13 protein-coding genes are annotated in these 12,959 nt (G+C 65.8%); 9 read left to right on the top strand and 4 right to left on the bottom strand.

Annotation, left to right across the window (positions count from 1 at the left end):
- Positions 1-118 precede the first annotated feature (118 nt).
- The 8 genes from MNI96_RS18405 (at position 119) to MNI96_RS18370 (ending at position 8,604) form a co-directional block, all read left to right on the top strand.
- Positions 119-892, top strand: coding sequence for an SDR family NAD(P)-dependent oxidoreductase (locus MNI96_RS18405; protein WP_249695542.1), 774 nt, complete (start codon positions 119-121; stop codon positions 890-892).
- A 34-nt stretch (positions 893-926) separates the two neighbouring features.
- Entirely contained in the window at positions 927-1,478 is a 552-nt protein-coding gene (locus MNI96_RS18400; RefSeq protein WP_158196352.1) for a MarR family winged helix-turn-helix transcriptional regulator, read from the top strand.
- Positions 1,471-2,340: an enoyl-CoA hydratase family protein gene (locus MNI96_RS18395; RefSeq protein ID WP_249695540.1), complete on the top strand. Its 870-nt coding sequence runs from the start codon at positions 1,471-1,473 to the stop codon at positions 2,338-2,340. Before MNI96_RS18400 ends, MNI96_RS18395 begins: the two co-directional genes overlap by 8 nt.
- A 27-nt stretch (positions 2,341-2,367) precedes the next feature.
- Positions 2,368-3,567, top strand: a complete 1,200-nt coding sequence (locus MNI96_RS18390; RefSeq protein WP_249695538.1) for an acyl-CoA dehydrogenase family protein — start codon at positions 2,368-2,370, stop codon at positions 3,565-3,567.
- A gap of 54 nt (positions 3,568-3,621) precedes the next feature.
- Positions 3,622-5,274, top strand: a complete 1,653-nt coding sequence (locus MNI96_RS18385; protein WP_249695536.1) for a benzoate-CoA ligase family protein — start codon at positions 3,622-3,624, stop codon at positions 5,272-5,274.
- Positions 5,275-5,310: 36 nt separating this feature from the next.
- Positions 5,311-5,760 (top strand): RidA family protein, encoded by a 450-nt coding sequence (locus MNI96_RS18380; RefSeq protein ID WP_349629196.1) that lies wholly within the window; start codon positions 5,311-5,313, stop codon positions 5,758-5,760.
- A 94-nt stretch (positions 5,761-5,854) separates the two neighbouring features.
- A complete protein-coding gene (locus MNI96_RS18375) occupies positions 5,855-6,526 on the top strand; it encodes a nitroreductase (protein WP_249695534.1) in 672 nt (223 codons plus the stop codon).
- Between the two features lie 71 nt (positions 6,527-6,597).
- Complete coding sequence (locus tag MNI96_RS18370) at positions 6,598-8,604, top strand: acyltransferase family protein (protein ID WP_249695532.1); 2,007 nt, start codon at positions 6,598-6,600, stop codon at positions 8,602-8,604.
- A 15-nt stretch (positions 8,605-8,619) separates the two neighbouring features.
- Here MNI96_RS18370 and MNI96_RS18365 read toward each other — a convergent pair whose 3' ends face one another.
- The 3 genes from MNI96_RS18365 to gstA all read right to left on the bottom strand — a co-directional run bounded on the left by MNI96_RS18365 (position 8,620) and on the right by gstA (position 9,956).
- Positions 8,620-8,838: a tautomerase family protein gene (locus MNI96_RS18365; RefSeq protein WP_249695529.1), complete on the bottom strand. Its 219-nt coding sequence runs from the start codon at positions 8,836-8,838 to the stop codon at positions 8,620-8,622.
- 16 nt (positions 8,839-8,854) lie between these two features.
- Positions 8,855-9,256, bottom strand: a complete 402-nt coding sequence (locus tag MNI96_RS18360; protein WP_249695527.1) for a nuclear transport factor 2 family protein — start codon at positions 9,254-9,256, stop codon at positions 8,855-8,857.
- Positions 9,257-9,341: 85 nt separating this feature from the next.
- The gene (gstA, locus tag MNI96_RS18355; protein ID WP_249695526.1) at positions 9,342-9,956 is read right to left on the bottom strand and encodes a glutathione transferase GstA; all 615 of its coding nucleotides are present in this window, start codon (positions 9,954-9,956) and stop codon (positions 9,342-9,344) included.
- Positions 9,957-10,177: 221 nt separating this feature from the next.
- Between gstA and MNI96_RS18350 the strand changes: the two genes are divergently transcribed.
- Positions 10,178-10,567 (top strand): winged helix-turn-helix transcriptional regulator, encoded by a 390-nt coding sequence (locus MNI96_RS18350; RefSeq protein ID WP_249695524.1) that lies wholly within the window; start codon positions 10,178-10,180, stop codon positions 10,565-10,567.
- 51 nt (positions 10,568-10,618) lie between these two features.
- On the opposite strand, the gene MNI96_RS18345 is transcribed toward MNI96_RS18350, so the two are convergent.
- Positions 10,619-12,802, bottom strand: coding sequence for an anthranilate synthase (locus MNI96_RS18345; protein ID WP_249695523.1), 2,184 nt, complete (start codon positions 12,800-12,802; stop codon positions 10,619-10,621).
- Positions 12,803-12,959: the final 157 nt, after the last annotated feature.

Genomic DNA, 12,959 nt, shown 5'->3' with positions numbered 1-12,959 from the left:
TCGGGTCGCCGCATGGATGCGCTTGCGTCCCCCTCGCAGATATTTTAAGCTTAAAATAATTCGGGACGCAACGCCGTTCTGGTGGTGCGGCAAAGACCGGAAAATTTCGGGGAGAGGCATGGCGAAAGAGGCTCCGTTTCACGGCCGTCACGCCCTGGTAACCGGGGGAACGCGCGGTATCGGGCTTGCCATCGCCCGCCGGCTGATCGCCGGCGGCGCGTCCGTCACCATCCTTGGCCGCAATGCCGAGCGGGCTGCTGCAACGGCGCAGGAGATCGGTGCTACGGGTTTTGCCGCCGCCGATGTCACCGACCGGGACGCCTTGACGGAAGTGCTTCGCAAGGCCGAGGCGGAGCACGGTCGGATCTCCATCCTCGTCAACAACGCGGGGCAGGCGGAGAGCGCTCCCTTCCTCAAGACGTCGCCCGAGCGCTTCGAACGGATGTTCTCCGTTAACCTGATGAGCATTGTGAACGCCTGCCATGCGGTCCTGCCCGGCATGGTCGAGGCCCGGGAGGGGCGCATCGTCAACGTCGCCTCCACCGCCGGGCTCAAGGGCTACCGCTATGTCTCGGCCTATGTTTCCGCCAAGCATGCGGTAATCGGCCTGACTCGCTCTCTTGCGCTGGAAACGGCCGAAACCGGCGTGACCATCAATGCGGTCTGCCCGGGGTTTGCCGATACCGATCTGGTGCGCGAGAGCGTTGCTAAGATCCGCGAAAAGACGGGCCGCGAAGAGGCGGACATCATCGCCGACATGGTTCGCGACAATCCGCAGAAGCGGCTGATCGACCCGGATGAAGTGGCCGACACGGTTGCCTGGCTTGCGGGAGAGTCAGCCCGTTCGGTGACGGGGCAGGCGATCGCGGTCGCCGGCGGCGAGGTGATGTGAGGGCGCGCAGATGGACGAGAGCGGAAATGGCGGCATGACGGAGAGTGGGGCGGACGCCGCCGCGATCCTGCTCGACGCGGAAACCCGCGTGCACGGCGACGACCATCGTGCGGAGCTGCGTCTCTGGCTGCGCCTGCTGACCCTGACGAACCTGATCGAAAGCGAGATCCGCTCGCGGCTGCGCGGTGAGTTCGATGTGACGCTGCCGCGGTTCGACTTGATGGCACAGCTGGAAAAGGCGCCCGAAGGGCTGACTCTTGGCGATTTGTCCCGGCGCATGATGGTCTCAGCCGGCAACGTCACGGGCCTTGTCGAACGTCTCGTCCAAGATGGGCTTGTCGAGCGCCGCCCGGCGCCAGGGGACCGGCGCTCGGCTCTCGTCAGCCTGACGCCGGAAGGGCGCTCCGGCTTCGAGGCGATGGCGCATGCCCATGGCGACTGGATCGGCGATCTGTTCGCTGATCTGTCCGATGCCGACATCGACGACCTGATGCGCCTGTTGGGACGGGCGAAGACATCGGCGCGCACTGCCGCCGACCCGACACGCACAACGACTTCCACCGACAAGGAGCCGTCCAATGGCTGATGCCGCCGTTTCCGCCCCGCCCGCTGGCGCGCAGGAGACCTATTCGATTACGCTGCCCGTGCGGGAGTATCAGCCGACCCACTTCCGCCTCGACGTGGACGGCAAGACGGCGGTGATCACGCTGAACCGCCCGGAGCGCAAGAACCCGCTCACCTTCCATTCCTATGCGGAGCTGCGCGACCTGTTCCGCGCCCTGCAGTTCGACGAGGAAGTGAAGACGGTGGTCGTCACCGGTGCCGGCGGCAATTTCTGCTCGGGCGGCGACGTCTTCGAGATCATCGAGCCGCTCCTGTCGCGCGACATGCCTGGGCTGCTGCAGTTCACCCGCATGACAGGCGAACTGGTCAAGGCGATGCGCGCGTGCCCGCAGCCGATCGTCGCGGCCATCGACGGCATCTGTGTCGGCGCCGGCGCCATCGTCGCCATGGCGTCGGACCTGCGCGTGGGAACGGCAGGTGCCAAGGTCGCATTCCTGTTCAACCGGGTCGGCCTTGCCGGCTGCGACATGGGGGCATGCGCCATCCTGCCGAGGATCATAGGGCAGGGGCGTGCCTCGGAACTTCTTTATACCGGCCGCGTCATGAGCGGCGAGGAGGCCGAGCGTTGGGGCTTCTTCAACCGTCTGGCGTCGTCCGAAACAGTTCTCGATGAGGCAAAGGCGCTCGCCGACAGCCTGTCCGCCGGCCCGACCTTCGCCAACGCCATGACCAAGCGCATGCTCCACATGGAGTGGGACATGTCGGTCGACCAGGCCATCGAGGCCGAGGCGCTGGCGCAGGCGGTGTGCATGAAGACAGAGGACTATCGCCGGGCGTTCGAGGCATTCGCAGCGAAGCAGAAGCCCGTCTTCGAGGGCAATTGACGCGCCGTCGTTGAGGAGGAGGATGCGATGACCGACCTGAGCTTTCTCGACTGGCCGTTTTTCGACGACGGACATCGGGCCTTTGCCGCGCGGGTGGAGGCCTTTGCCGCAGCCGAGGTCGCCGGCCTTGCCGACCATCACGACGTCGACGGTTCCTGCCGCCGGCTGGTCGCAGCACTCGGCAAGGCAGGCCTGCTGCGTGCGGCCGTGCCGGCCTCCCATGGCGGCCTGCATGAGCGGCTGGACGTTCGCAGCCTGTGCATCGCCCGGGAAACGCTGGCCCGCTACAACGGTCTCGCCGATTTTGCCTTCGCCATGCAGGGGCTGGGAACGGGCTCGATCACGCTTGCCGGCTCCGACGAGTTGAAGGACCGCTACCTGCCGCCGGTCATGCGCGGGGAGAAGATTGCAGCCTTCGCCCTGTCCGAGCCGGAGGCCGGATCGGATGTGGCAGCCCTTGCGACGGTCGCCGAGGCTGACGGGCCGGATCATGTCCGCATCGCCGGCGAGAAAACGTGGATCTCGAACGGCGGCATCGCCGACCACTACGTCGTTTTCGCCCGCACCGGCGAAGCACCGGGCGCCCGTGGACTGTCGGCCTTCGTGGTGGATGCCGATGCAGTCGGGTTCTCGGTCAAGGAGCGCATCGACACCGTGGCGCCGCATCCGTTGGCGACCCTGTCCTTCGATGACGTTCGCGTGCCGGTTTCGGTGCGTCTCGGCCGGCCGGGCGAGGGCTTCAAGGTCGCGATGGCCACGCTCGACATCTTCCGCTCGACCGTTGGCGCAGCCGCGCTCGGCTTTGCGCGGCGGGCACTGGCCGACACGCTGGAGCACACCACCCGCCGCAAGCTCTTCGGGGCACCGCTCGCCGACCTCCAACTGACGCAAGGGGCGCTCGCCGACATGGTCGCCGACGTCGATGCAGCGGCGCTTCTTGTCTATCGCGCCGCCTGGACCAAGGACATGGGCGCGCCGCGGGTAACGCGCGAGGCGGCGCTCGCCAAGATGGTGGCGACCGAGAACGCCCAGAAGGTGGTGGACCGTGCGGTTCAGCTCCACGGCGGCCATGGCGTGCGCGTCGGCTGCAAGATGGAAGAACTCTACCGCGACGTGCGTGCCCTGCGCATCTACGAGGGCGCTACCGAAATCCAGAAGATCGTGATCGCGCGTCAGGCGATCGCCGACCATGCCGCTCGCCGCTCTTCCGCTGCAGCGGCCGAATGACGACCATAAAACGCGCCGGAAACCGGCCGCCCCAACCTTCCACAGGAGTGCCGAATGGCCCGCTCAGCCCACACCGACACCTTCGCGGCGGACAATCTGCCACCGCGTGAGCTCTGGCCCGATTTCATCAATCTGGAGAAGCTCGGCTATCCCGAGCGGATGAACTGTGCAGTCGAGTTGATCGACAAGAACGTCGCGGAAGGCCGCGGCAACAAGCTGGCGCTTGTTTCCCCGACCGAGCGCTGGACCTACGGCGAACTCGCCGAAAAGGTGAACCGGATCGCCAATGTGCTGGTGGCCGATTTCGGCCTGCAGCCGGGCAACCGCGTGCTCCTGCGCTTTCCCAATACACCGATGATGACGGCGGTCTACTTCGCGATCCTGAAGGCTGGCGGCATTGTCGTCGCCACCATGCCGCTGCTGCGCGCCAAGGAGCTCGCCGTCATCGTCGACAAGGCCGAGTTGTCGCTCGCAGTCTGCGACCATCGCCTCGCCGAGGAGATGGAGCTGACCCGCGGCCGCACCGACAGGCTGAAGACGATCCTCTATGCCGGCAGCGGCGACGAAGGCTCGCTGGAGCGCCGCATGGAGGCCGCTTCCCCGGATTTCACGGCCTGCGACACTGCCTCGGATGATGTCTGCCTGCTCGGCTTCACCTCCGGCACGACGGGCGTCCCGAAGGCGACGATGCACTTCCACCGCGACATGCTGGCGATCTGCGACTGCTATTCGCGCGAAGTGCTGCGGCCTCAGGAAAGCGACGTGTTCATCGGCTCGCCGCCGCTCGCCTTCACCTTCGGTCTCGGCGGCCTTGTCCTGTTTCCCTTCCGCGTCGGCGCGACGGCCATCCTGCTGGAGCGGGCAGGCCCCGACGATCTGCTGAAGGCGATCCCGGAGATGCGGCCGACGGTGATGTTCACCGCACCGACCGCCTACCGCGCGATCCTTGCCAAGAAGGGCGATGCGGATCTTTCCTCCTTGCGCAAATGCGTGTCGGCCGGAGAGGCGCTGCCCAAGGCGACCTGGGACGACTGGCTCGCTGCGACCGGCATCCGTATTCTCGATGGCATCGGCGCGACGGAGATGCTGCACATCTTCATTGCCGCTCGCGAGGACGAGGTGCGTCCCGGTGCAACCGGCAAGCCCGTGCCCGGCTATGAGGCGAAGGTCATCGGGGCCGACGGCAAGGAGGTGTCGGACGGCATGCCCGGGCGGCTCGCGGTACGCGGCCCCACCGGCTGCCGCTATCTCGCCGACGATCGCCAGGCCGCCTATGTGATCGATGGATGGAACGTCACGGGCGACACCTATATTCGCGACGCCGATGGCTACTTCTGGTACCAGGCGCGCTCCGACGACATGATCGTCTCGTCGGGCTACAACATCGCCGGTCCTGAGGTGGAGGGTACGCTGCTCGCCCATCCGGCGGTTGCCGAATGCGGTGTGGTGGGCGCGCCGGACCCGGACCGCGGCCGCATCGTCAAGGCCTATGTGGTGCTGAAGCCGGGCGTTACAGGCGATGCGGCCCTGATCAAGACGCTGCAGGACTACATCAAGGCGGAACTCGCCCCTTACAAGTATCCGCGAGCCATCGAGTTCGTCACCGCGCTGCCGCGCACCGAAACCGGCAAGCTGCAGCGTTTCGCTCTGCGCGAACTGGCTGCGGGAGAAGGCGAACCGCCGGCCGCAAGATCCGCCGCGTCTTGAACGCGAACAATTGAAGATCGGGACCTGGAAGACCCAATGAGCAAGACAGCCGACACCGCCACCGCAATGCCCGCGCGTGCCTCCGTACCTTCGCCGCTCGCGGCCCTGCAGCCGGAAGGTTGGCCCATCCCGAAGGGCTATGCCAACGGCATGGCCGGCGAAGGGCGGATGGTGTTGACCGGCGGCCAGATCGGCTGGACGCCGGACGGCATCTTCCCGCCTGACTTCCTTGGCCAGATTCGCCAGACGCTTGAAAATGTCGTGGCGGTCGTCGGCGCGGCCGGAGGCGGTCCGGAGCATATCGCCCGGCTGACCTGGTACGTTACCGACATCGACGCTTACCGTGACTGCCTGAAGGAACTGGGCCCCGTCTATCGCGCGGTCATGGGCCGCAACTACCCGGCCATGGCGGTGGTTCAGGTGGTTGCTCTGGTCGAACCGGAGGCCAAGGTGGAGATCGAGGGAACGGCCATCTTGCCGGTGTGACCGGCTCCGCAGTTTTCTCAGGGGCCCTTGAACGCATCGGGCGGTAAGGGCAGGGTGGCGCGCCAAGTCACCCTTCCCTCGGAGCGCCTTTGCGATGAACGTTCTCGATGCGCTCGACAGCCGCTATTCCTGTCGTGCATTCCGTCCCGATCCGGTGCCGGAGCGTATCGTGCGCGAGATTCTCGTCGCTGCCGGCCGTGCCCCTTCGGGCGGCAACCTTCAGCCCTGGTACGTCCATGCGCTGACGGGCGAACCCCTGGCTGCTCTTCTCGACGATGTCGAGGCAATGATGCAGGAGATGCCGCGCGGCGAGACGCCGGAGTACCGCATCTATCCCGCAGACCTGAAGGAGCCTTATGCCTCTCGCCGGTTCCAGGTGGGGGAAGCGCTCTATTCTGCGCTTGGGGTCTCCCGCGAGGACAAGGCGGGGCGCGGCCGCCAGTTCCGCAGGAACTTCCGCCTTTTCGGGGCGCCGGTCGGCCTTTTCATCTATCTGGACCGCTCGATGGGACCGCCGCAATGGGCCGATTGCGGGATGTTCCTGCAGTCGGTGATGTTGGCGGCCCGTGCGCATGGGCTCCACACCTGCGCCCAGGAAGCCTGGGCGCAGTGGCACGGAACGGTCGCGCGCCATCTTCGGCCGGACACCGAACACATGCTGTTCTGCGCCATAGCGCTTGGGCACGCGGATGCTGCGGCGCCGGTCAACCGCTGGAGGAGTGACCGCGCTCCGGTCAGCGAGATCGCAATCTTCAAAGGGTTCTAGACGTACGCTTGTGCTGCCTTGCTCCATGTGAAATAGACAGCCGGACCAACGAACGGGACGCGTCCGCCGCCGTGACACCTGCTGCCTACCGACCGGATATTGATGGCCTTCGTGCCGTGGCCGTCCTGTCGGTGGTGGTGTTCCACCTCAATTCGGACTGGCTGCCTGGCGGCTTTGCCGGCGTCGACATCTTCTTCGTCATCTCGGGTTACCTGATCACCGGCATCGTCTGGACGGAGCTCGCGGCCGGACGTTTCACCCTCAAGACCTTCTACCAGCGGCGTATCCTGCGCATCCTGCCGGCCTATTATCTGGTGCTTGCCGCAAGCTTCCTCGTCGCGGCTCTCGTGCTGATGCCGGTGGAGTTCGATGCGTTCTCCATGTCTGCACGGGCTTCCGTGCTCTTCGCCGCCAATTTCTGGTTTGCCCAGCGGATCGACTATTTCGACCAGGCCTCCGAACAGGATCACCTGCTGCATCTCTGGTCGCTGGCGGTCGAGGAGCAGTTCTACGTCGTCTTCCCGCTGCTCCTGATGCTGCTGGTACGCTTTGCCGGACCATCCGCACGCAAGGCTCTGTTGCTGGTTCTTGTGCTCGGCGCAGCCTCACTTGTTGCCAGCATCGCGATGGCCGTACTGGCGCCGCGAGCGGGCTTCTTCATGCCGCATACGCGGGCCTTCGAACTGATGATCGGTGCGCTGCTCGCCATATCGGGAGCGGGCACAAGGCTTTCGCAGCCACAGCGTGAAGTCGCCGGCGCCCTCGGCCTTGCCATGATCGCAGTATCGTTCGTCCTGCTGTCCGAGGAATTGGCTTACCCCGGGGGCTGGGCACTGCTTCCTTGCCTGGGGGGCGGGCTCATCATCATGTCCGGTGCCGGCGGCCAACCCCGTGTGACTGCCGCCTTGCGCTGGCCGGTCTGCATCGCGGTCGGCCTTGTCTCTTATTCGCTCTATCTTTGGCACTGGCCAGTGATCGCCTTTGCCCGCACCCTCGGGTTCGACCCCGCCGCGCCGACAACCACGGCCTCGCTCCTCCTGCTGATGGCGGTGCTGTCTGCAGCGACCTGGCGCTTCGTCGAACAGCCTGTCCGGGGCTGGCGGCACAAGGGGGCTGCTCGCGCCTTCGGTCTTTTTACTGGTCTCTCGCTGGCGACACTGGCGATAACCGCCGTGGTGGAGGCGACCGACGGCCTGCCGCAACGTATCCCGCCGCGCGTTACCGGGCTGATGGCGGCGAACGAGGAGTGGCGGACAAGCGATCGCCTCGCCTGTATGAGCCGTTGGCGCGACGATAGTTTCGTTCTTGCCGAACGCGGGCAATCGGACAGCCCTTGCCGATTGGGGGCGGGGGAGGGACGCGCAAGGGTGGTCCTTTGGGGCGACTCCCACGCTGCCGCCCTGGCGCCGGGTGTCGATGCCGCGCTCGCCGAGCTTGAGATTGGCGGACTTCTGGTTGCCAAGGCCGGCTGTCCACCGTTGGCCGATCCGCGTATCGGGGGCTCCGAGCCGGACGGCACATGCCAGCAATTCACGACCCGGGTGCTGGACGAAATCCTCGCAGTCCGCCCCGATGCGGTGATCCTTGTCGCGCGCTGGACGCTCATCGCCGAAGGCGGTACGGGCGTCGATCTTCGCTTTGCGCCGCCCCCATCGGACGCACAGCGCCTTGCGCGTCTCAAGGCATTGGATGAAGCGGCCGAAGCTCTCGCCGCGCGGTTTGATGAGGCCGGCATTCCGGTGATCCTCGTCCACACCGTGCCGGAGCCTGGCATCAATGTGCCGTCGGCGATCGCCGTGTCGGAGCGTTTCGGCTTTGCCGAGCCTGCCGGGCCGGATCGCAGTGGCGCGCTCCTTCGTCAACAGGCCACCCGCGCCGCGCTGAACCGGGCGACCGAGCGCCACGACTGGCGCGTGGTCGATCCGCTCGACGGGCTGTGCGGTGCCGCCGGTGCCTGCAAGATCGCGGCCGGCGATGAGCCACTCTATTTCGACTCCAATCACCTGACGGTTCGCGGCGCCGAAATGCTGTCGCCCCACTTGGTCGAGGCGCTGGCGCCGCTGCTCGGCCGCGACTAGCGGTGCGGTCGGCAGTCACTGCGGTGAGGTGGCCCTCTTTCGGGCTCGGAAGACGTCCGTCTGCACGCCGGCTATCCCCCAGTTCTCCAGATCGACCTCGTCGATCACGACGAAGGTGGTTGCGGGATCCTTGTCGAGCACCTCGATGAGAAGATCGGTGACGCCCGCGATCAGCCGGGCTTTCTGCTCGCGGGTGACGCCTTCGCGGGTCACCTTGATGTTCACGTAGGGCATGGGTACCTCGTTGGTGTCAGGCGGCCGCGTCGCGTGGCTTGGTGATGTAATCGAACACCTTGGCGGCGATCAGCCAGTTCCTGTCGATCTTTACCAGCGACAGGAAGTCGGTGAAGAAGCGCTCGCCGATGGAACTGCGGACCTGAGCCAATGCCGCATTGGGGCCCGCGAAGGTGATGGCGACGACTTCGCCGTCCGCCGCTTCGCCGCGTGAGGCAGGCGCGGGGCGTCCTGCGACGACCGGCAGATAATGCTCCATGCTCCAGAAGCGGACGTCGCCGTCGGTCGTTGCCGCGTAGAGGGCATTTTCATGGAACAGGCTGCCGAGCAGCTCCGCATCGCTGCGATGCAGGGCATCGTGATAGCGCCTGCATAGCTCGAGAATGGCGGTGAAATCCGCGGTTTTGCTGGGTGTCATCAGAGTGCCCCGATCCTGACCTTGCCGGACGCGACGGGCAGGCAATCCGCCCGCCGCTCCGATACGCTTGCAGGAAACCGTCCGTTCAGGCGGCCTTCAGCAGGCCCTCGCGCTCCAGCGCATGGCGGGCGGCCGCGCGGCCCCCGGCGCGTGCTTGGAAGGCCTTCACATTCGGAAACTCGTCGAGCGAGATCCCGACGAAACCGGTCCAGTTCAGCACGGTGAAGAGATAGGCATCGGCGACCGAGAACACGTCGCCCATCAGGTAGGTACGGCCGTCGGCGAAGATCGGCTCGAAATGTGCGATCCGCTTGAGCACCTTCTCGACTGCCGCATCGCGGGCGGCACCTTCCGCACCCAGGAACAGCGGCCCGAAGGACTTGTGCAGTTCGGCAGAGATGAAGTTCAGGTGCTGGTGCAGCTGGGTGCGCTCCCAGGAGCCGGGCGCGGGTGCCAGGCCGGAAGCCGGGTGCTGGTCTGCAAGATATTGCAGGATAGCGGCGCCCTCGGTCAGCACGGTGCCGTTGTCCAGCTCCAGCGCGGGAACGTAGCCGTCCGGGTTGATCTCGAGGAAGTCGCGCCCACCCGCCGTCTTCTTGGCGGCCGTATCGACGCTTTCCACGTCGAAGGACAGGCCCAACTCGTTGAGGACGATATGAGTGGCGAGCGAGCAGGCGCCCGGCTTGTAGTAGAGCTTCATGTTTTCAATGCTCTCATATGTCTGGCCGCCCGGTTGTATCCGGAGCGGAACATGTTGCTACGGTTGATCGCAGCGTCTTCGGCATCTAGGAAGCTTTGGTTACCTTTGTAAACCTGCAAACCTTGTGTTACGGGAGAATGAGATTTCCGACTGGTAACCCGTTCCCGTTCGCTTTGGCGTGCAGGAAAAGAACCCGGCATCGTTCGTCGGGGAAGGCAGGCATGGCCCTCAAGATCCGAAAGAACCAAAGCCCTCCGCCGCCGGAGGGCTGCCCGCTCAGCCACTGCATGGAAATCCTGAAAGGCGCATGGACACCGAACGTGATCTGGTGCCTGGCGGCCGGACCGCGTCGGTTCTCCGAGTTGCGGCTGGACATTCCGGCCGTCTCGGCAAAGGTGCTGACTGCACGGCTCAGAGATCTGGAAAAGAAGGGTGTGGTCGCGCGCGCCGTGCGCCCGACATCGCCGCCGTCGGTGGAATATTCGCTGACCGATCTTGGCTCGGAACTGCTGCCGGCGATCCGTGCCATCGTCGAGGTGTCGCACAAGCTGAAGATGCGCAGCAGGCAGAGCTGCCTCGGCAGGGACGCGGAGCTCGGCGCTGCGGAATAGAGAATTCGGGCGCGGCGGTGCCGCGCCCGAATTCAGGTGTTGTGCTGCCGATCAGCTGGCAGCGGCCATCGCCTGCAGCTTCTGCCGGGCAAGGCGAGTCACCACGTTCTGGATGATCCGGTGGCCGGCATCCTGATCGAGCGACATGATCGACTCGGGATGGAATTGCACTGCCGCGACCGGCTCGCTCTCGTGCTCTAGGGCCATGATTGTCCCGTCCTCGGTCTCGGAAGTTATCCGGAAGCCGGCCGGCAGCTTGTCCCGTTTTGCATGCAGCGAGTGATAACGTCCGACCGTCACCGGCGAGACGAGTCCCTCGAACAGCATCGAGCCTTCGGTGAAGGAGACGGGCGAAGGCTTGCCGTGCATGGGGATGGCGAGTTGGGCGAGTTCGCCGCCATAGGCTTCCGCCAAAGCCTGCAGTCCGAGACAGACGCCAAAGATCGGCAATCCGCGCGCCCGCGCCCGGCCGATGGTCGCCGCGCAGTCGAAGTCTTTCGGACTGCCGGGGCCGGGCGACAACACCACCAGGTCCGGTGCCGCGTCGTGGAACACGCTCTCCGCAACAGGCGAACGATAGGTGACCACCTCCGCACCGGTTTGCCGGAAGTAGTTGGCGAGCGTGTGGACGAAGCTGTCCTCGTGGTCGACGAGCAGGATCTTCAGCCCCTTGCCCGGTTGGGCGGCGAGCGGATCGAGCTTGCGCTCGCGGGCGAGCCCGGCCTCGCGCACGGCGGCGCGCATGGCCTCTGCCTTCAGCTCCGTCTCGGCCTCCTCCTCCTCAGGCACACTGTCGTAGAGCAGCGTCGCGCCGGCTCGGATCTGGGCGACGCCGTCCTTGATCCGGACGGTGCGGAGCGTCAGGCCGGTGTTCATGTCGCCGTTGAACAGGATGGCACCGATGGCGCCACCATACCAGGCGCGCGGGCTCTTCTCGTGGCGCTCGATGAACTCCATCGCCCATCGCTTCGGCGCGCCGGTCACCGTTACCGCCCATGTGTGCGACAGGAAGGCGTCGAGCGCGTCGAGATCGTCGCGCAGGATACCTTCGATGTGGTCGACCGTATGGATCAGGCGGGAATACATCTCGATCTGGCGCCGGCCGATCACCCGGACGGAGCCCGGCACGCAGATGCGGCTCTTGTCGTTGCGATCGACATCCGAGCACATGGTCAACTCGGCCTCGTCCTTGGCCGAATTCAACAGCTTGCGGATCTGGGCTTCGTCCTCGATGGCGTTTCTGCCACGCCGGATCGTGCCGGAGATCGGGCATGTCTCCACGCGCCGCCCGGACACACGCACATACATCTCCGGGCTTGCGCCGACGAGGTATTCGGCATTGCCCAGGTTGATGAAGAAGCCGTAAGGGGAAGGGTTGATCTCCGTCAGTCGCCGGCTCACGGCGGAAGGCGCTGCCGGGCAGGCTTCGTAGAACACCTGGCCGGGGACGGTCTCGAACAGGTCGCCGCGCCGGAAATAGTCCTTGGCTGCGTCCACCAGCTTCGCATATTCGCCGGGCTCATGGTCGCCCCGCCCCGGATTTTCGTTGGCCGGCCGATAGGCCTCCTTCGACCCGCCGCGCGGCAGGTCGGCGGTGCTGGTCCCGTCGACCTCGAAGTCGTAGCTTCGCACATGTGCCTTGCGGCCGTAGTGGTCGACCAGCAGGATCTCGTCCGGCAGATAGAGCACCACGTCGCGTTGGTCGTCGGGGCGGACGAGGACCAGTTCGATAGGCTCGAACTGGAACGCGAGATCGTAGCCGAAGGCACCATAGAGGCCGAGATGCCCGTCGTCGCAGGCGAACAGCGCGCTGACCGCCCGGATCACCGAGAAGACTGAAGGCTGGCGCGAGCGTTCTTCCTCGGAGAAGGCGCGGGTCGCGGGACGGACCCTCAAGGTGAGCGTTCCCTCATTGCGCGCAAGTCCCTCCACATCCTCATGCGCGGCCAGGCAGCGCTCGACCGCCGGTAGCAGCAGAAGCCCGCGCTCGTTCAGCGCTTCGACGCGCACGTTGGGTCCGCGCGATTCCAGCACCAGCGGCGGGTTGACCAGCGCCATGTCCCAGCGGGTATAGCGCCCCGGATATTCATAGGAGGAGGAGAAGACCGCACCTCGCTCCGCGTCCAGCCGGTCGATCCAGGGCGATGTGCCCTGTTCGTAATCGGCGGCCCGCGTCATGACGCTGATGCCGATGCCTCCCTTCGTCACGAAGGTCTCTTCGCGTCCTGTCTGCATGTCCGTCTTCCCTGCCTCCGCTGGCCGCGATCCTCCCGGCCGGACATGACAAAGCCGCCGGCGGGACCCCGCGGCGGCTTTGTGAAACTCCTCGAGTGACGTTACGTCACGCGCTGTCGTTCGCCGCCTGTTACCAGGAGCGCCACCACCAGCCGTT

Origin of the sequence: Stappia sp. WLB 29 (assembly GCF_023507705.1) — a bacterium.
Taxonomy (GTDB): Bacteria; Pseudomonadota; Alphaproteobacteria; order Rhizobiales; family Stappiaceae; genus Stappia.
This window is presented reverse-complemented; position numbering and strand designations above follow the sequence as displayed.

Coding starts and splice junctions, on each gene's coding strand:
- MNI96_RS18405 (WP_249695542.1), top strand. CDS start 119: ATGGCGAAAGAGGCTCCGTTTCACGGCCGTCACGCCCTGGTAACCGGG.
- MNI96_RS18400 (WP_158196352.1), top strand. CDS start 927: ATGACGGAGAGTGGGGCGGACGCCGCCGCGATCCTGCTCGACGCGGAA.
- MNI96_RS18395 (WP_249695540.1), top strand. CDS start 1,471: ATGGCTGATGCCGCCGTTTCCGCCCCGCCCGCTGGCGCGCAGGAGACC.
- MNI96_RS18390 (WP_249695538.1), top strand. CDS start 2,368: ATGACCGACCTGAGCTTTCTCGACTGGCCGTTTTTCGACGACGGACAT.
- MNI96_RS18385 (WP_249695536.1), top strand. CDS start 3,622: ATGGCCCGCTCAGCCCACACCGACACCTTCGCGGCGGACAATCTGCCA.
- MNI96_RS18380 (WP_349629196.1), top strand. CDS start 5,311: ATGAGCAAGACAGCCGACACCGCCACCGCAATGCCCGCGCGTGCCTCC.
- MNI96_RS18375 (WP_249695534.1), top strand. CDS start 5,855: ATGAACGTTCTCGATGCGCTCGACAGCCGCTATTCCTGTCGTGCATTC.
- MNI96_RS18365 (WP_249695529.1), bottom strand. CDS start 8,838: ATGCCCTACGTGAACATCAAGGTGACCCGCGAAGGCGTCACCCGCGAG.
- MNI96_RS18360 (WP_249695527.1), bottom strand. CDS start 9,256: ATGACACCCAGCAAAACCGCGGATTTCACCGCCATTCTCGAGCTATGC.
- gstA (WP_249695526.1), bottom strand. CDS start 9,956: ATGAAGCTCTACTACAAGCCGGGCGCCTGCTCGCTCGCCACTCATATC.
- MNI96_RS18350 (WP_249695524.1), top strand. CDS start 10,178: ATGGCCCTCAAGATCCGAAAGAACCAAAGCCCTCCGCCGCCGGAGGGC.
- MNI96_RS18345 (WP_249695523.1), bottom strand. CDS start 12,802: ATGCAGACAGGACGCGAAGAGACCTTCGTGACGAAGGGAGGCATCGGC.